Here is a 16,216-nt window from a genome sequence, read left to right on the forward strand (position 1 = left end):
CTGTGCAGCCATTTGCCATCTATTATCTTGCTGAAGAATTCTTCAATTCTATTTTTAATTCATCCATAATACTTTTCACAGTAATTTCTTTTTCATTCATGCCTTTATCATAGGCTTTTTTCAGGATATTGAAAAAGTGTTCCTGACTGAGTCCTGTACCCTCTAAACGCTGTTCCACTACAAGAACCTCCCTGATGATCCAATATCGATATTTTATATAAAACAATCAACAATGTAAATATTTTTCCAGTATGTCACAAAAGTTTAAAATTGTCGTCACACTATTAAAAATTGTGTTATTAATTGTCAGATAAGGTATAAATTAAGAGATTCATATGATAAAATGACCATAGACTATTCGATCAATCCTATAGGAGCTGAAAACAATTTGAAAAAGAAAGCCACTGCATACGCTACTTTTGTCCTTCTTGCCTCGACTGCCTTTGCCGCAAATGCTTCAGCCATGACCTATACTGTTCAAAATGGCGATACACTGTACAGCATTGCTCAGAAAAACAACATCACAGTATCTGAAATCATAAATGCGAATAACTTAACCTCTAATGTAATCTATGTCAACCAAACACTTGAAGTTCCATCGAAACCTGTATACAAAAGCCAAGTTTCCAATTCAAATGCAAACAATACATATACCGTTAAAAAAGGGGATACCCTGATTAAAATTGCCAACACACATAAAGTTTCCCTTGCTGAACTCATGGTTTGGAACCGGATCAGGGGTCACATCATCCAGCCAGGTCAAAAACTTGTCCTACCAAGGGACACTGCACCTGCTGTTATTACCCCTTCACCCTCACCGGTAAACGAGGGTGTTTATATCGTTAAGGCTGGCGATACATTAAGCAAGATCAGCAGCCAATACTCCATGACCGTGCAGCAGCTTAAAACGTTGAACAATCTGAGTTCCGACTTGATTTATGTCGGACAGGCCTTAAAAGTGACCGGTTCAAGCGACACAGCCCTTCCTCCAGCCAATCCGGACAGACCGGCTGTTGTTGATGAGGCATATAAGGTTTTAGGAGTACCATATAAATGGGCCGGGAATACACCGGATGGGTTTGACTGCAGCGGTTTCATTTACTACAGCTTCAATAAGGCAGGCAAACAAATAGGCCGCTATTCCTCAGAAGGTTATTTCAGCCGATCTTATTATATTGACAAACCGCAGCCCGGCGACCTGGTATTCTTTGCGAATACCTACAAGCCTGGGATTTCCCATATGGGCATTTATATCGGAAACAATGAGTTCATCCATGCTGGATCAAATGGAGTAGAAATTACCAATCTGGATAACTCTTATTATAAAAAGCATTTTGACAGTTTTAAACGATTCTATTAATGTCGATTTCTATATACCACTTTCCAGACTTTTAAAACCTTTTAAAAAAACAAGGCGGCTCCCGATTACAGGAGCCGCCTTGCTTTTTGTTTTATCGAATATGTCCATTAAGCTGACTTTCTGCAGTAGTCGAAACGGAACCTGTTCCTCCGACTATATGGATGTTATCAATCTCTGCCTGGTAGCTCTGCAGGAAGCTGTTGACTTTCGCTTCAAGCTTTGCTGATGTAGTCAGCAGGATTGGTCCTCTGTGATAGTTCGCAAGCGGTGCACCTGAAAGGGCATCCGGGAAGATATCCCCGCGAACGACTGTCAGGGTATCCATGCTGATCCCGAAGTTTTCTATTCCAAACTTCGCAACATTAATTGCAACCTCGTAGCGGTCCTTGCCGCCGATTCTTTCAACATAAGCGCCTTGACGCAGCTGCTTGATCTTCGTAACAACGCTGTCCTTCACGGTTGCTGGTCCGCCAACAACGATATAGTTCGTGATTTGCGGATTGTTTTTGATGAATGTCTGAACCGAATCTGTGATTCCGTCCTGCTTTACAAGAAGAATCGGCATTCCTGTTGTACCAGCAATCGTAGATGCAGACAAGGCATCAGGGAATACCATTCCGCTCGCGATGATCGCTGTATCAGAACCGTAACTTGCTGCTACACGTTCTGCTGTATCAGCTGAAACAACAAAGCGGTCTTTTCCGCCAATACGTTCGATATCTGTTACGCCAAGCTTTTTAAGCTGTGCTTCTACGTTTGTAGAAACGGAACCTGTTCCACCAAGGATGATAGCGCGATCAGCACCAAGATTGACTATCTGGTTCTGGATTGCTGCAGGAAGTGAGTTTGTTGCTGTTAACAGTACCGGAGCTCCCTCAACTGCTGCCAGTGGTCCGCCTGAAAGCGCATCAGGGTACATATCACCGCGTGCAATCACCACTGTGCCCGTATTGTAATGCCATTTATTCAATTGTTTGCTTACACCGGCTGACACTTCATAGCGATCCTTGCCAGCGATTCTCGAAATACCAGGAAGAGTGATAAGGTGACTGGAGTACACTGCGTTGCCAGTCGATTCTTCCGCATTCATGTAAAGGCCATTTAAACCTTTCTCAATCTTCACACCCTGGCTGAATGATCCCGGATTCTCATTCTGCTCATAGGCAATATCGTTGCTTTCAATAGTAAGATATTGAGCATCTGTGCTTCCCTTTACCGTAAAGGTTGTAGAGGCACCCTTGGCAAGTCGAATTTCATTGCTGGCTGGTGATGTAACCTGCAATGCAGGCAATGTCAAATCAGGCTGTCCAACGAAATTCCCATTTAGTTCATAACGATAGTCGATTTCTCCATCGCCAAAGTTCGTTACTGCAAGTGAGTAGTTGCCGGCTGGAAGGTTGTAAGAACCATCAGCTTCTGGATAAACCATTTCTCCTGTTGCGTATGTGTAGATAATATAGTCAATATTTTCATGGTTATTTTCAGTGACGGTAAACTTTCCGCCTGCTGACTGGAAATTATATTCGTGTGTGTGATAGTAATCTACTTTGTTAGCATATACTGCCTTTGTAACAGAAGCTAGAGCAGAAAAAGAAGTTTGTTTTTCTGGCTGGTAATCACGATTTTTCAAAGTTGAAACAAGCTGCTGTGCGGCCAATTCTTTTTGATAGTCTGGAACTTCAGGTCCTTCAGCAAGAGTGGCTGGGGTAAAAACTAGTGAGGTTAGAAGAGCCGCTGTTGTGAGAGTTGAATATAACTTTGTAATAGGTTTCATTTTTCCGCTCCTTCAATAAATTGGAAGTATATCCAAAATCCATTTTAATCGGATAATATTGAAATGTAATGAATATTTTGGACTATTAATATAGTACTCTATTTGGTAATTTTTATCCAACTATATTTGAAAGATCTGCAAATCAATTGGTTTGTTCTGCCTCTGCTATTTTTTTCAGAGATATTCCTCGTATTCTAATAAATTCATACATATATTTTTCAAGAAAAATATTGTCAGCAAGTCTTCCAAGCAATCCTAAAGGAGATTTGTACTGAAATATGTCTACCATAAGGGTGCCTTTTTCTGTTTCTGAAAATTGATGAGTATGGGTGAAGGAATGAAAAGCACCTTTCACCATGACATCGACAAATTCATATGGTTTTGTCATTTTGGTCACCTGGGCAGTCAACCGCTGCCTGATTTTAAAATGGACTGCTTCCCAGGTCACCATATCTCCTTCTTCCAACAATCCGTTTGTAACACCGCCGATTGCTTTTTCAAATGTTTTCGAAGCAGTCACCATGTGAATATCCACATTCCTCGCCAGGTCAAAGCAAATTTCAATTGGTGCTTTTATCAATATTTCATGCTTAATGGTTGGCATTATGTGACCTCCTAAAGTAACATCCACAAATTCAATTTCAATGCCAGTTTCAACATATCTTTTATTTGATCAGATCTTCGGCAACAGTTAAAGTGTTCAAACTTTCTCCTTCATATAGATAAAATTTCACTAAATCATATGTATTTAGTATTCCTTTGAATCTCCCTTTTATGTTGTTCGCAGACTGATTTTACGGTATTCCAATAAAAACATAAAATGTAAATAGTACCAAAATTTAAAAACCTGAATCAACTTTTAATCCTTGCATCTCGTCTAAAGTCTGAACGAATGTCTATAAGCCGGGAGGTGAAGTAGTGGATAAACATAAAATGATCAGCGATCTAATGGATCAATATGGTACCAGCGTTCTGCACCTTGCCTATTCATATGTGCGCAACCGTCAGACAGCCGAGGATTTAACACAGGAGATTTTCCTGAAATGCTTTGAAAATCTTGATACCTACCGTGGGGAAGCAGGCCTGCAGACCTGGCTTTATCGGGTTGCATCCAATCACTGCAAGGATTACCTGAAGAGCTGGTATTTTAGGAAAACCCATGTAACGGCCTTTATTTCTGGTTTTTTCAAAGACAGTCAACCCGGACCTGAGGAACAGTTTTTACAGAACGATGAAAATTACCAACTCCAGGATGCACTGTTCAATCTGCCAATCAAATACAGAGAAATTCTATTCTTATATTATTTTCAGGAGTGTTCACAGAAAGAAATTGGAGCTATTTGCAGTTTGAATGTTAATACCGTGAAGTCACGCCTTACAAGGGCCAGGGAGCTGTTAAAGAAAATTTTAGATGAAAGGAGCTATGAATATGGAGGATCAGTTGAAGCAGATAAAAAGCAAGCTGTTAAAGGACGAACTAGCTGATTTTGAATTCACATCAAGGATGAAGGATGAAGTTGTCCGGAAAATGAACAAAACAAAATCCTTCAGCTTTCGCGGATTAGTTCCTGCAGGATTAAGCTTTGTTTTGGCTGCAGTGTTCATTTCAGGAATGTATTTTCTTGTAGATTCTAATTATACAAGTAATCCAGCACCAGCAAGCCCGCCTGGGGCCGCTACCGATGGAAAGGATGAAAAACCTGAATTGATCGAGCCAGGTTATATTCCAGAGCCATATGTTTTTAAGCACACTCACACAGATGGGGACATTTACGAGCATGTATATGTAAATCCTGAAGATGAGAAGGACACTTTTACTTATGGGATGAGTTCCGGAGAACCAGAGCTTGGTGAAGGAAAAGCGCAAGAGCTGGAGCTTACTGCTGATATTAGAGGAAAGTATGTAGACGTAAACGAGGGCCATTCCTATATAATTTGGGAAGATGAAAAATTCAATCAGGTTGTTGAGCAGAATGGCTCAATGAGCAAGGTTGATTTATTGAAAGTCGTTGATTCAATCCTGTTAAAGAAAGGACATGATTCCTGGCTGGCAGGCGAAATCGCTGAATTGGAGGAAGCCGCTGTGCCGCCAGCGGAGGAACAGCCAACTATCGAGGCACTGACTGAAGAATCAGCGATTGCCCTGCTTGTGAAATATGAAGAAAAGAATAGAAGTATCAGCTCAGGTCGGGATAATTTAAAATACAATAATCTTTATACAAAAGAAGACTATTATCAATTATATTATGATTTAATGACAGAAGAGGCAGCTGTTAAACTATATGAGCCCCGACTAGAAGAGAAAGATGGCGATTTGTATGCAGTCCCTACCGAGTTCCCTGCCTTTTATTCAGAAACGGATCCATATAGTTTTGAAAAGGTTAACGAAAACACTTACGTATTATCACAAACATTCAAAGAAGGCTTGTACAGCGGTATCACCGCCACCTTTACTTACAATAATGATAAATGGCTGATTTCTGATATTGAAGGCAAATAAAAGCATGGGATTGATTCCCATGCTTTACTTCTTATTTAAAAAAGCCAACCATGATTTGCTTAAAAATATTTCGTTTCCCTTCTTCGCTAAACGTTTCTTTGCTAAGAATACCTGGTTTTAGTTTGCTAAAGAATGGACTGTCCGCTTTTTGGACGTTTTCAGGTTTGCGGACAAAGAGTTCATCTGGCTTGGCTCCCTTTTTCAATTCGGTCTTCCCGCCGACTTCTAAACCCTTTTTGATTTTGCGTTTCTCGACTTTTCCTACTTCGTTCAGGATATAGACATAACTGTTTTTCTTGCCTTTATCTATTGACCGTTGTGGAACGACGGCGGCATTGACCACCTGGTTGGTGACGACTGATACATCGACATGTGTTCCGTGGACAATCTCTTCCTCTTCCAGTTCAAGTTCGATCTCAAACGGGAAGTGGCTTTCTTTTTTTACCGAAGGGTCTGATTCTGGATGTTTGGCGATTTTGGTGAGGGTACCGCCGATTGCACCTTTGAGCATATTCGATTTTACGTACACCTCCATGCCTTCCTGGACATTTTTCAGGTCTCTTTCTGAAAAAGCCCCTTCAACCTTTGGAGTGTCTGAAATGATTGTCACGATTGGATTGTTCAATTCATAATTGATTTTCTTCACGGAGCCTGCGACTTCACTGCTGATTTCAAGCTGGTCGCTGCCATCGTATGAATCAATCAGATCATCGTACTTCTCGATTTCTGCTTCAACACGGCTTTTCTCCAATTCCTTGTCATAGATTTCTTTCTCAATTGATACAGCCATCAGATCGTTTGATGAATCGGCTGCTGTTCCGTTGCCGGCAACAGGCAGGCTATTGTCAGTGGTGGAGGCGGAAACGGTCTGCAGGTAGGAAAGCTGCTTGATTTGCTCATCAAGCAATGTCGCCTCTGTTTCCAGCTGGTCCTTTTCTGCTTCAAGTCTGGCCAGCTCCTTGTCGATGTTATCGGAGGAGTATTCAAAAAGCGGAGTTCCAGAATCCACCTCGTCGCCTTCTTTTACAAGAAAACTTTTAAATTCGCTGGAATTGGGATCATAGTAGACATGATGCTCCTCTTTAGGAGTGACAACGCCTTCTGCATGAAGAGTTTCTGTCAGCGTCTCCTTCCCGATTTTTGCCCAGCTATTGATATAGGAGGAGCGAACCGCTTTGCCGTCATCCCTGAGGGCGAGATAAAGATTGCCTGATACAAAGAGAATTCCTGCGGACAACAGGATGGACGTCTTCTTTTTCATGGTTGTTCCCCTCCCTTAAAGGATATTTTCCATTCGAATAAATGAAAAGAGTGCAGCAAAAAGCCAGATGACAAGATGAATGCCAATAACGAGCAGCAGGACGATTTTCGGATTCTTTTCTGTCATTGCTTTTAAATACTTATATTCTATGAAAATAACCCAGATTTTAAAGATTGATATGTAAGCAAGAAAATGGATGATGAAATCATTCCCTGTTATGTATTGAGCAATTACACCTAAAGAAAACGGTGATGATACCTTTGTCAGCCCAAGATATAATGCCATGGGTACAATCAACAATTTTTCCAGAAGGAAGATTGGCATGATGAACAGCTGGATGGTAAGCAATCTTTTGAACTCCAAGTCTGTCACTGTCCAGAAAAATAGTGCCGGCAGGAAAAGCATGATCGCACCGAAAAACAGCCCCTGGATGATTTGCCCTGCAAGGAACAAGACTTTATTCATTTCATATTCTGCCCTGGGAATCGAGGTTAGTTTTTTTGATAAGTATTCTGAATCCACTCCAAAATAGGCGCTAAACCCGAAAATCAATCCGCTCAGCAGGATGAACAGGATCGTTTTTTTCCAAGCTCCCGGAAATCTTTCAGTATCTCTTAGCGTATATGTATAGTAGTTATAGTTAAAAAGTCCGCGAAATACTTCTATTCTGTTCTCCATCTCTAGTCCCCCAGATTGTAGTAGCTTGTCTACCTTCTATTTTATATGAATGATTTCCATTAATGAAATATTAACCAAAGCCTCTTATAAAGTTGGACGATTAGTCCTATGATTTTGTTTCATCTTACTTCCCCACTCCTCGAATGGCTCATTTTTGGGTATAATAGAAGAATATGTTTTTTTCTTAGGCTCTTTTCTAATACTTTGCTGCGTTTGCCTACAAAATAGGATTGAATTACCTAAGATTATTCACACACGCTTATTATGAGAAAAGAGCTTGCAAACTTAGTACCGACATACAAAATGACTATTATTACGTTAAAATCGGCTTTAGGATTTTAACAACAATTTTTACGAATACAGTCTTTTCTTATTTTGATTTTAACAAAGCATGTCCGATGTGCTTGTCGAATTTTGTAATACATTTGGAAAAGAAGAACGAACGATGCTGCGTGAACGGGGGAATCGCTGTGGCTGTCATACCTGATAACCAGGCACCGATTTTTAAAGAAGCTGCCGCAAAACTGAATAGTATCCTTAAATCCGAAGTCGAGGAGGATGCGCGCCTGGTGCAGAAAGGGCTGATGCTCTATCGCCATGGGACGGTCCACCACCTGAAATACATGGTGAAATCGATCTGGGCTACGGTCCAGGACGTGACACCGGTCCGTGTGTACATAAATGTATCCGATCCTGAGGAGAGCAGCTGCACCTGCCCTGCCAACTCGTTTTGCCGGCACCGGCTGGCTGCATTTTTCCAGGCATACAGCGATGTCGCTAGTGTTTCCGATTGGGTAGAGGCCTGGCGGAAACCTGCAAAGGAACAGCTGAATGCGGAAAAATGGGGACTGCAGCGTGCGAAGGATCTGGTCAAGAGGGATTCTCGGTCTGGACATGATTACGATAGCTGGGCCACCTCCTTCCGTGAGAGTTTCGAAGAAATCATTAAGGGCCAGGGCGAACCGCGGGCCTATGTTGTGCCAGGTTTGTTCCGCTCGTATTTACGCCGCGTGGAGGTTTCCGCACCGCTTGAATCTGTCTGGAAAAACCTCTATCTGATTGCGGCGTCTGTACATTCCTTCAATTTGCTGACTGACCTCGCCATTGATCAAGGCCACGATGAGGAAGCGACAATGGACCGGTATTACCGGCCGCTGTTTGAGGATTTGTTCCATGACGCCGAGGAATACATCGAGCGGCTCGCCTACGGGACGATGCCATTTTCGTTCGATACATTCCTGGAGCGCTTGAAGGATGATGTCGTAAGATTGACAGAGCCTGACGCTTCTGGCGGCTATGACCGGATTGATTTATACCGCTTGCTGTGGGAAAAGCTTTTTAAAAACACAGGGTGGCGTGAGGCTGAGTTGGCTCGTCTTGAAGCGTTTGGCGAGGGCAAGCGGGATCAGGTTGAGGAAATTGCCTTGATTCACCAGCTTGTTTTAGCAAAGCAGGACGGCGACTCGCTGAAACGGTTAACGGCTCTTCCTGTCAGTGCCCTTCCTTACATGTTTTACTGGCTGGATGGTTTCCGTGTACAGCGCGAGTGGAATAGGATGGGACCGTTCATCGAATACCTCGTCCAACAGCTGCGGAATTATCTGAAGCACCTGGGTGAGTATTATACTTGTAAAAAATTCACGCGCTATGCGTTGAAGCTTGTCGGGGCATATACCCGCGAGATTGGCCGCGGTGAACTTTACGACCGCGCGCTGGCACAGGCCATGCCATACAGCTTTTACGAATATGAAGATTCTTTGTTTGAAAAAGGCCAGTACGAACAATGGGGAGAGCTACAATCGTATTTTGGCTTTGAATATAACTCGATTTCGAACGAGCGCCTTAAAGAATTACAAAAGGCGGCGCCTGAGGTTCTGATTCCCCTGTACCACCAGATGGTCGGGGATTTGATCGACATGAAAAACCGCAGCAGCTACAAGCAGGCAGCTCGGTTGCTGAAAAAACTGCGGACAGTCTATAAAAAGCTGAAGCGGGTGCCGGAGTGGGAAGAATTTTTCGCGAAGCTGCTCGTGAAGACGAAGAGACTTCGGGCGTTTCATGAAGAATTGACAAGGAGCAAGTTGATTGAGGTGGAGTGACGGAAGCATAGGGACGTACCTTTTGCTCCTTTAGTTTAGCGAAACAAAAGGGGACAACAGAACCGTCCCCATGTCCCAAGGAGGTGTTTTGATGCTTGAAATCAAGCAGATTCATATAGATGTGATGCCGGTTGCGGGCGGACGATATTTTTTGAGTGCCGAGGATTTCGATGGCTTCGAGCTTAAGACCTCTGAATGGAAGAAGCTGCTGTTTTTCCGTCATAAGGAGAGTTATTACGGGACGATGGTGGAGTCTGACAAGTGGGGCGTTGCTGAGGGTGTGACACTTAGCGCGTGGCAGCTTGTGACGCTTTTCGGCGAGGAGAGCTTCAACCGGCTTGTTGAGTGGGAATGGGATGATGTCGGCGATATCTGCCTGTCCACTGCCCATGCGATTTACGATGCGATCCTTGCGAAGGAATGGCATCCTGATTTTACCCAGCTTGATGGCGAGGATTTCCGCTGGAAGCTCCCGGAGAGTGTGCTTGATGAATTCCATGACCCGTTCTGGGAGGAAGAGCTTGTGATTGGAGACGAGAAGCTTCTCGTGCAGGATTTCGTGGCTGAGTTGTTCCATCATGGTTTAGAGTCATACTTCCATGAAAATGAGACGATGAAATACCTGCTTGGCGATAAGCTGGATGTGCTGCGGAACAAGCAGCTTTCGGCCTCGCAGCTGGCAGCTTATTTTGATGAGGACCGCTGGCTTGAGTGGATTGGACTTAAGGAAAATCCAGCGCCGTTTTCGATTGGGATGCGCCTCGAGGAGCCGATGGATGATCTCGGTGATTGGAAACTGGGGTTATTTTTACGCGGAAAAGAAGAGCCAATGATGATTGAAGCTCGTGATTATGAAAGCTACCCTGCCGGCTGGGATGATTACAGTGACAAGGTTGAAGACGAAGAAAAGCGGCTGGCTTCGATTTTTCCTTGGATCGAGGAAGACGGCCGCCTGAAATCTACCCTTAGCGAAGATGAAGCCTGGATATTTTTAACCGAGGCGAGCGAGACGCTGATTGCGCTTGGCATTGAAATCCTCCTTCCTTCCTGGTGGGAAGCGATCAAGAATGCGAACCTGAAGGTGAAGGCGCGATTGAAGGGCCAGACTGGCTACCGCCGCTCGTTCGTCGGCTTGAACGCGATGCTCGACTATGACTGGCGATTCTCGATGAACGGTGTGGACCTGAGTGAGGATGACTTCCAGCGCCTGGTGAATGAAAAGCGGAGGCTCGTTTATCTTAAGGGCCGCTGGATCAAGCTTGACCATGGCTTTATCCGCCAGATCCAGGAAATGATGAAAAAGGCTGATAAAGAAGGCTTGCACATCCGTGACCTGTTGCAGCAGGAGCTTTCCGATGAGGAAGAAGACGGCGAAGCACTCGATGATCCGCGCGCATTCGCGAAAATCCAGATCGAGCTGAACCGCCACTGGAAGCAGATGATGAAGCAGCTGTCGGAAACGAAGGAAATCCCGGATTCTCCGGTGCCTACGGGGTTGCACGGTGAACTGCGCCCGTATCAGAAGCTCGGTATGAACTGGCTGCTATTCCTGAGGAAATATGGATTCGGCGCCTTGCTTGCCGATGACATGGGCCTTGGTAAGACGATCCAGCTGATTTCGTATATCCTGTCGGTAAAAGAACAGGAAACTGACGATCATCCGTCGTTGATCATCTGCCCTACTTCCGTGCTCGGCAACTGGCAAAAAGAAATCGAGCGTTTTGCCCCCGATTTGCGCGTCCATCTGCATTACGGACCGAACCGCCTGAAGGGTACTCTTTTTATAGAAGAAGCGATGGCATCGGATATTGTGCTGACATCTTACGGACTGACGCACCTTGATTTCGATGATCTTGAGAGCGTTGAATGGAGCAGCATCGCGATTGATGAGGCGCAGAATATCAAGAACGCCGATACAAAGCAGTCGCGTGCGGTAAGGAAGCTGAAGGGCAAGCACCATATCGCCCTGACCGGGACCCCGATGGAAAACCGTTTGTCAGAGCTGTGGTCGATCTTCGACTTCACGAACCGCGGCTATCTTGGCAGCGCAGGGCAATTCCAGAAAGAGTTCATTTTGCCGATTGAAAAGGAAGATAAAAAAGAAAAAATCACCAAGCTACAGTCATTGATCAAGCCGTTCCTGCTGAGACGGACGAAGAAGGATGAAGAGGTCGCTTTGAACCTGCCGGACAAGGTCGAGCAGAAGGAATACTGCCCGCTGTCGGCCGAACAGGCTTCCTTATACGAGCAGCTCGTGAAGGACACGTTCGCGCAAATCGAGACGTTATCGAGTTTCGAACGCAAAGGGTTGATTTTACAGTTGCTGAGCCGACTGAAGCAGCTGTGCAACCATCCTGCACTGTACTTGAAGGAAGAAAGTCCGAAGCAGCTGATTGACCGGTCTGCAAAGATGGAGAAGATGATCGATCTCGTGAGCGCCGTCCTCGAACAGGAAGAAAGCTGCATCATTTTTACCCAGTATATCGGAATGGGCGAGATGATCCAGTCCGCGCTGAAAAAGAAATTTGGCATCGATGTGCCGTTCCTGAATGGCAGCCTGCCGAAGACAAAGCGTGATGAGCTGATCACGAAATTCCAGAACCGCGAGTTCCCTGTGTTCCTGCTGTCATTGAAGGCTGGCGGAACGGGGCTCAACCTGACCGCGGCGAACCATGTTGTCCACTATGACCGCTGGTGGAACCCGGCTGTTGAAAACCAGGCAACCGACCGTGCCTACCGCATCGGCCAGAGCCGCTTCGTGCATGTTCACAAGCTAATCAGCACCGGCACGCTTGAGGAAAAAATCGATGCGATGCTTGAGAAGAAGCAGTCGCTGAACGATCAGATTATTCAAAGTGACAGCTGGATTACCGAGCTGTCGACTGATGAATTGCATGAGTTGGTGTTTTTGTCGTAAATTATATTCTTATCATACAAAGAAGGCAGAGCGATTAAGATTCAGCTCTGCCTTCTTTAATTCTTCCATTAACTCATATATTTTCTTACTTAACTCATCTTTTAATTCCCCGTGTTTTTCATCAGAAAATTGTATTCGGCATTAATCTCCATAGGATTCTCCCGCGATGAGTTCTAAATTCATAATTTTACTCTTCTAATAAAAACAGTGTAAAAACCACCATGGGTTTTAAGTGGAGAACGGAGCCATTTGAGAATACTTATTGTATAAATGTATTGAGCTGTTGCTCGACATTCGCAGAGACTGATCCGACGTCACCGATTATATACATGTGCTCCATTTTCCCCTTATTGTTCACCAGGAAGTTATATACCTTACTTTCAAGTTTATTTGACGTAGTCAATAAAATAGGTGCTCCGAAGTAATTAGCCAGCGGCGCTCCTGATAAAGCATCCGGGAAAATATCCCCCCTGACAAAGGCAGTCGTACTTAAAACCATCCCAAAGTTATCCATTCCATATTTGGCAACATTGATTGAGACTTCGTAACGGTCCTTACCGCTAATTCGCTTGACAATGGATCCGCTGCGTAATTGTTTTAGCTGTGTTGCGACATTGTCCTTCACCGTTGCAGGTCCTCCAACAATAATGAAATTCTTGATCTCCGGATGATTTTTGATGAAGGTTTGGATAGGATCTGGTACTTTTCCAGATTGGACCAACAGAATTGGCATCCCCATAGGACCAGCAATGGTAGAGGCAGAGAGAGCATCCGGGAACACTTCCCCACTCGCGATAATCGCTGTATCTGAACCAGAGTATTCAGAAACCCTTTCAGCAACACTTGCAGAAACAGCATAACGATCTTTTCCGCCAATCCGATTGATTTCTTTAATCCCTAAATTCTTCAGTTGGCTTTCCACCTCAGGTGATACTGAGCCTGTTCCTCCTAAAATAATGGCATTTTCAGGTTGATAGTGTTCAAGTTTCATTACGACTCTATCAGACAGTTTATTGGTTGGTGTTAATAAAATAGGTGCCGTTTCAAGCGCAGCGAGCGGTCCTCCTGACAAAGCATCAGGATACATATCGCCTCGGGCAAGAATCACAGTATTACTGCCATATTCCCAATATTCCAGGGTACTGTATACTCCGCTTGTAACCCAGTATCGATCCTTCCCATATATTCTTGAAACTCCTGGCAGAGTAATGTAATAGGATTCTGTTACCGAGTTTCCGGTAGGATTGTAAGCCTCGAACGTGACTTCGTTAAAGCCCTTTCCGAAAACTACATTATCCCAACGAAAATTACCTCCATTTGAAATAGAGAATCTTTCACTATTCACAGATAATTCTAGCGTGTAACCCTTAAAATAACCTTCTACCGGATATACCGGTGATGACCCTTTAGGCAATCGAAATTCATTACTCTTCCAATTGGTTATCTCCAATTCAGGAAGAGTATTATCAGGAACTTGGGAGAAGGGTCCATTTAAATTGTAATCATAACCAACTGGGTTCTCGCTATATCCCATAACGACAAAAGCATAGTATCCTGGAACCAGATCAAAGGTATTTTCAGCATCTTCTTCGATTATTTCCTGTAAATTCACATCATATATGAGAAATTCAATGTCCTCATTATCCGCAAAATCAACAGTGAATTTTCCTCCGTTTGTTCCAAAGCGATACTCATGGATGTGGTAAGCATCCATCACACTTTGATAATTCACTGTTGTTGCTACTGGATCCGTATACAACTGCTGTTGAAATAAAGGTTCATTTCCATTCTGTGGTTTCTGCGAAAACAACATGTTAATTTTCGACTCTCTATCGGTCAGTTCGGAATCAAGGCCATAAGCATACGTCATATTACCAAATGGACTAGTTGCAAGCAGGAATGTAACTGACAATACAATCAGTCTTACTACAATCGACAATGTAAGCAATCCCCCATTATACAAATTTAATCTTCTATATTTTAATGGATATAACGGTAGGAAAAACGAGTACTTTTACCTATAAATTAAGTATTTTTTGTAAAATAGACGCGTAGATGAAAATGGGGATTTGCACGTATTCCATGCATTTATCCCATTGGAAAACTAAGGAAGAAAGCTTCTTCCCGGTGCTTCGCTAAACAAAAAAACCGGCTGATTTTAGCCGGCATCAAAATTCGAGGGTATATTGGAGATCAGGTTATTGAATTTCTCTCTTGAAGGTCCTTAGTGAGGTGTTCCGAGGAAATTCGTAAGTGTATTTTATTTTCTTCGTTATTTTCTGGCGTATTCTTTTCGGCTGGAATTAGGTCGTGGAGGCTCGGCTATAAAGGAGTAGACACGATTGACCTGCTGTTCTTTGGAGGCAATTTCTAGCTGGCGGACACGCTTTGTAAGTTCATCAATCTTCTCATTGTTTTTTCCAACCATTTTAATCAGGCTGACCAGCAGCTTTTCGATTGAGTCGGATTCGTTATACAAATGGAAGCTCCTCTCTTTGCGGCACAGATGGGACGGGCTGCGGCGGCTGGGCCGGTTGCTGGGATTGGGGCGCTTCTTTGTTACTGACCGGTTTTGAACTTAAAAACCTGACTCCCTCGGCAACGACCTCGGTCACATAGACACGTTTCCCTTCCTGATTATCATAGTGCCGTGTCTGGATTCGGCCGGTCACCCCAAGGACAGCGCCCTTTTTACAGTAGTTGGTCGTGTTCTCGGCCGTCTTGCCCCAGAGGATGCAATGGACGAAGTCGGCTTCGATTTCGCCGCTTGCATTTTTATAATGCCGGTTGACTGCGAGCGTGATATTCGACACCGCCTTGCCCTCAGGCGTATACCTTAGGTCGGGATCACGCGTCAGCCTGCCTACTAGCGTTACTTGATTGATCACCTTTTCATCTCCTTTCTCAGTTATAGCCTGATGATATTCCTTTTTAAGCCGGGAGTAAAATGTCGAAAATGAGCCTTTTTGCTGAAAAAATGGCTGTAACGGCATAAATTTTCAACCTATAAATCAGTTTTCAATTATACCCACCCTGCCAAAAATGAATTTTGCCTATTCAGAAATTTTTCTTTCGACAAAAGGTGTTTTTTTCGTTTTCGAGTTTCACTGTGTTATAATTTGGACAAGTATACGGGAGGTGGTTGACATGAAGACGTTCAAGTTGATTTCAATGCAGCTGGCAGATGAGGATTCTTTAGTGGATATCGATATGGAAGACGGCCTGATTATCAACAAAGAGGATGACAAAGGCACCTGGCTTGTCGAGGTTTTTACCGACCATAAGTATATACCGTATTTCCAGGACGCATGCGACCACGACAAAGAAATCATCGTTCAAGTCGTCATCACCAAACGAGAAAACGACCCGGCTGCATTCCTTACGAAGGTTTGCTGTGTGAAGAAGCTTAAGAACCATGCCAGCATCCTTTTAACAGGAAAGCTGACAAAACCGAAGAGCGATTATCCGGAAAGGCTGCTCGAGTACCTGCTTGATAAAGGATACAAAGGCGACCAACTGCTCTCGGAATTCAAGGATAAAATCACTACACGGCCGAAGATTCTGCAGCCAAAAAAAGTGTAACCGAACTCCCGCTGACTGGCTGGAGTTTTTTTATGCGAAAAATGG

General features: G+C 43.9%; 14 protein-coding genes. 6 read left to right on the forward strand and 8 right to left on the reverse strand.

Annotated features, from left to right (window positions below; translation table 11 throughout):
* Window positions 1-22 precede the first annotated feature (22 nt).
* On the reverse strand, window positions 23-178 hold the full coding sequence (locus QNH36_RS22595) for a YwzD family small protein (RefSeq protein ID WP_186326793.1): 156 nt from the start codon (window positions 176-178) through the stop codon (window positions 23-25).
* Between the two features lie 210 nt (window positions 179-388).
* Here QNH36_RS22595 and QNH36_RS22600 point away from each other — a divergent pair, with 210 nt between their 5' ends.
* The gene (locus tag QNH36_RS22600; protein WP_283904318.1) at window positions 389-1,360 is read left to right on the forward strand and encodes a C40 family peptidase; all 972 of its coding nucleotides are present in this window, start codon (window positions 389-391) and stop codon (window positions 1,358-1,360) included.
* Between the two features lie 91 nt (window positions 1,361-1,451).
* On the opposite strand, the gene QNH36_RS22605 is transcribed toward QNH36_RS22600, so the two are convergent.
* The gene (locus QNH36_RS22605; RefSeq protein WP_283904319.1) at window positions 1,452-3,134 is read right to left on the reverse strand and encodes a cell wall-binding repeat-containing protein; all 1,683 of its coding nucleotides are present in this window, start codon (window positions 3,132-3,134) and stop codon (window positions 1,452-1,454) included.
* Window positions 3,135-3,276: 142 nt separating this feature from the next.
* Window positions 3,277-3,738 (reverse strand): SRPBCC family protein, encoded by a 462-nt coding sequence (locus tag QNH36_RS22610; protein WP_283904320.1) that lies wholly within the window; start codon window positions 3,736-3,738, stop codon window positions 3,277-3,279.
* A 314-nt stretch (window positions 3,739-4,052) separates the two neighbouring features.
* Here QNH36_RS22610 and QNH36_RS22615 point away from each other — a divergent pair, with 314 nt between their 5' ends.
* Entirely contained in the window at window positions 4,053-4,619 is a 567-nt protein-coding gene (locus QNH36_RS22615) for a sigma-70 family RNA polymerase sigma factor (protein WP_283904321.1), read from the forward strand.
* Window positions 4,564-5,634, forward strand: coding sequence for a DUF4367 domain-containing protein (locus QNH36_RS22620; protein ID WP_283904322.1), 1,071 nt, complete (start codon window positions 4,564-4,566; stop codon window positions 5,632-5,634). The genes QNH36_RS22615 and QNH36_RS22620 overlap by 56 nt, the downstream gene beginning before the upstream one ends.
* Before the next feature lie 31 nt (window positions 5,635-5,665).
* Here QNH36_RS22620 and QNH36_RS22625 read toward each other — a convergent pair whose 3' ends face one another.
* Window positions 5,666-6,895: an efflux RND transporter periplasmic adaptor subunit gene (locus QNH36_RS22625; protein ID WP_283904323.1), complete on the reverse strand. Its 1,230-nt coding sequence runs from the start codon at window positions 6,893-6,895 to the stop codon at window positions 5,666-5,668.
* Between the two features lie 15 nt (window positions 6,896-6,910).
* A complete protein-coding gene (locus QNH36_RS22630; protein WP_283904324.1) occupies window positions 6,911-7,573 on the reverse strand; it encodes a hypothetical protein in 663 nt (220 codons plus the stop codon).
* Between the two features lie 470 nt (window positions 7,574-8,043).
* On the opposite strand from QNH36_RS22630, the gene QNH36_RS22635 reads away from it, so the two are divergent.
* Window positions 8,044-9,672, forward strand: coding sequence for an SWIM zinc finger family protein (locus QNH36_RS22635; RefSeq protein WP_283904325.1), 1,629 nt, complete (start codon window positions 8,044-8,046; stop codon window positions 9,670-9,672).
* A gap of 91 nt (window positions 9,673-9,763) precedes the next feature.
* Window positions 9,764-12,589 carry a DEAD/DEAH box helicase gene (locus tag QNH36_RS22640; protein WP_283904326.1) on the forward strand — a complete coding sequence of 942 codons (2,826 nt, stop codon included), beginning with the start codon at window positions 9,764-9,766 and terminating at the stop codon, window positions 12,587-12,589.
* Between the two features lie 259 nt (window positions 12,590-12,848).
* Here QNH36_RS22640 and QNH36_RS22645 read toward each other — a convergent pair whose 3' ends face one another.
* The 3 genes from QNH36_RS22645 to ssb form a co-directional block, all read right to left on the reverse strand.
* Window positions 12,849-14,528, reverse strand: a complete 1,680-nt coding sequence (locus QNH36_RS22645) for a cell wall-binding repeat-containing protein (protein ID WP_283904327.1) — start codon at window positions 14,526-14,528, stop codon at window positions 12,849-12,851.
* 333 nt (window positions 14,529-14,861) lie between these two features.
* Window positions 14,862-15,068: a hypothetical protein gene (locus QNH36_RS22650; RefSeq protein ID WP_144478345.1), complete on the reverse strand. Its 207-nt coding sequence runs from the start codon at window positions 15,066-15,068 to the stop codon at window positions 14,862-14,864.
* The gene (ssb, locus tag QNH36_RS22655) at window positions 15,061-15,477 is read right to left on the reverse strand and encodes a single-stranded DNA-binding protein (protein ID WP_144478413.1); all 417 of its coding nucleotides are present in this window, start codon (window positions 15,475-15,477) and stop codon (window positions 15,061-15,063) included. The genes QNH36_RS22650 and ssb overlap by 8 nt, the downstream gene beginning before the upstream one ends.
* A 259-nt stretch (window positions 15,478-15,736) precedes the next feature.
* On the opposite strand from ssb, the gene QNH36_RS22660 reads away from it, so the two are divergent.
* Entirely contained in the window at window positions 15,737-16,171 is a 435-nt protein-coding gene (locus QNH36_RS22660) for a YwpF family protein (RefSeq protein ID WP_144478347.1), read from the forward strand.
* The last annotated feature ends 45 nt before the right edge of the window (window positions 16,172-16,216 follow it).

This window comes from Mesobacillus sp. AQ2 (assembly GCF_030122805.1).
In the GTDB taxonomy this organism is placed as follows: domain Bacteria; phylum Bacillota; class Bacilli; order Bacillales; family Cytobacillaceae; genus Mesobacillus; species Mesobacillus oceanisediminis_A.